Annotated in this window: 3 protein-coding genes; all 3 read right to left on the reverse strand. The window is 70.0% G+C overall.

What is annotated here, in order from left to right:
* Positions 1-93: 93 nt before the first annotated feature.
* Positions 94-501, reverse strand: coding sequence for a hypothetical protein (locus tag BBK14_RS12665; RefSeq protein WP_071062220.1), 408 nt, complete (start codon positions 499-501; stop codon positions 94-96).
* 519 nt (positions 502-1,020) lie between these two features.
* Positions 1,021-1,383, reverse strand: coding sequence for a hypothetical protein (locus tag BBK14_RS37780; protein ID WP_131802264.1), 363 nt, complete (start codon positions 1,381-1,383; stop codon positions 1,021-1,023).
* Positions 1,384-1,697: 314 nt separating this feature from the next.
* Positions 1,698-2,249: ParA family protein (locus BBK14_RS12675; RefSeq protein ID WP_157904243.1), on the reverse strand; the 552-nt coding region annotated here is incomplete at its 5' end.

The following is a 2,249-nucleotide window of genomic DNA, read 5'->3' on the forward strand; positions in this document are numbered from 1 at the left end:
GCCTCGTAGCCGTCACCGACCTCGGCGGTCATGACGGGATGCCTCTCTCCTTCGAAGTCGCCGTCCAGGACTCCGGCCTCCAGATGACGTCGCTCATGACTGCTCCTCGTTGGTGGGGCGGCGGGCCACACGAAGCGCTTCCTTGGCTTCCGCGAAGGACTCCCAGTGGCGCGGCGAGTCGGGGTGGCCGGGCCAGGTGTGGGCGCGGGCGACCTCGATCGCGCGCTCGGGGTCGAGGCTGGAGGCATCGACGAAGGCGTCGATCTCCCGCCAGTCGCGCTCGACGCGGCTGTCGTAGCCCTGCTCGCGGGCGGCGGGCCGGTAGGTACGGATCTCGCCGCTGCGAGTGAGTCCGGTCAGGCAGACCAGGGTCGCTTCCTGTGCGCCGTCGGGACGACGGGCATAGGAGGGCGCTTTGGTGATCAGGAGGGCGAGGCTGCCGCGCCTGGCGACCGCGCCGGGCGGCGACAGCGGGAGACTGAGGATCTTGTAGGGGGGCACCGAGCCACCTCTCGACCTGTCGTTCTACGTCGTCCAAAAGCAGTCTACGTTAGTAGAACGCTAGAAGTCGACAGACAGCAGAGCCGCCCGGGCCCGCACGGTCAACGCCGCGTCGACGGCCGAGTGCATCTCTGGGACGTCAGGGCGGCGAGAGGAGCCCTAGCGACGAGCGGTTCCCCTGCCCGACGGGGCGACAGTACGTCGCTATGGCACGCAAGAACGAGCCGCCCCAAGGGCGCAAGGACCCTGGGGCGTCATGGGGGCGGGTCGGACTGCCGATCGCCGCCGCCTCACAGAAGCAGAAGCAGGATCCTAGCGATCAAGGTCCGCCACGGATGCCCAGCGGTCGGCGCTTCTACGGGTCCAGGCGATGGCCTGCGACCGGGCACGGGACGCGGGCAAGGCAGCCGGGGCGGTGGCGGCCTCGAGCAGGGCGCGGATCAATGAAGAGCGCCTCAGGCCCGTGCGGCCGGCCCGGCCAGCGCCGGCTGCACGACTCGGTGTGCAGCCGGCATGGCGTCATCGATCCTTGCGGCCTGGCAAGAACTCATTTAGCACTGCGGCGGCCAGCTGGGACCGGCTTTCGAGTCGATGCTCACGCGCAAGATGGTCAATCACGTCCAGCTGGGCGAGCGTCGGTCGGATCTGGACCTGGATGCCGCCGCCCCCCGGAAGGCGCAGGTGGTCGTCGCGGGCCGGGAACAGCGAGCCGCGAGGCTGGGCGGCAACCCTCGCCTGGGCGACAAGCTCGGGTATCCGGCCGTGGCACTCGTCCAACGCCTCCAGGACGATCGAGGTATTCGTGCGGCCCTTCTTGGCGCGCCGGTATTCCTCCAGCCGTCTAGAGACGGTAGGGCTGACCAGGATGGCGGTGATGCGCACCGTCCCGGTCGGAGACAGCTCCCCCCTGCCAACTTCGGGAATGTCGACAGGAGCAGGGACAGGGGTTACATGCGCCTGGATCCTGGGCTCAGGAATCACACGAGCGTCGTCTGTGCTGTCCGCGGGCACCGGCGCCAAGGCTGGACGCGGGTCGGCGGCGACACTGTCGACCGCCGGCGCCGGACGCGGGGCGGGGCGTCGCCGGGCCAGCGCCCCCAGGTCCGCTGTGCGGTCCGGCCGAGCGAACAGCTGCCCCAGGTCCTGCGCGGGCATCCGACGAGGGGCGCCCGCTCCGTTCTCGGTCGACTCGTCCATCACGGGGCCGCCACCGCTTCGAGCTCGTTCAGCAGTGCCTGGCGGCGAGTAAGGATCTCTCGGGTCAGAGCGGCCAGGTCACCGGCGACCGCGCCCGCCGTGCCGGCGATCATCTGCGAGCGGTCTGCCTTTCCGCGCAGAACGTCGAAGGGGGTGGGCCCGGAGGCGGCAGCGGCTTCCAGTTCGTGGAAAGGCTGCCCGCGGCGCCGGGCGTCTCGTGCTGAGGCTTCGGCGTGGCGGACGATCGTGTCGAACATGACGTCCTTGCCGCCGAGGTCGTTGATGACGTCGCGACGGACTTCTTCGCGGATCCGGCGGGCGCTGGTGCCGGCGGCGAACAGCACGACGCCGAGCAGGTCGAGGGTGGGGTTCACGCGGCGCATCCGGGCGAACTCGTAGGCGACCTGCTGCATGCCTTTCCGGGATGAGTCATCGCTCTTGATCGGGATGAGCAGCCAGTGGGCGGCGCCCAGGACGAGCTGCAGCAGCGGCCGGTTCTCGGGCGGACTGTCGATCAGGATCAGGTCGTAGTCGCCGGCGATCGGCAGCAG

It is taken from the genome of Parafrankia soli (genome assembly GCF_001854695.1).
GTDB classification, from domain to species: Bacteria; Actinomycetota; Actinomycetes; order Frankiales; family Frankiaceae; genus Parafrankia; species Parafrankia soli.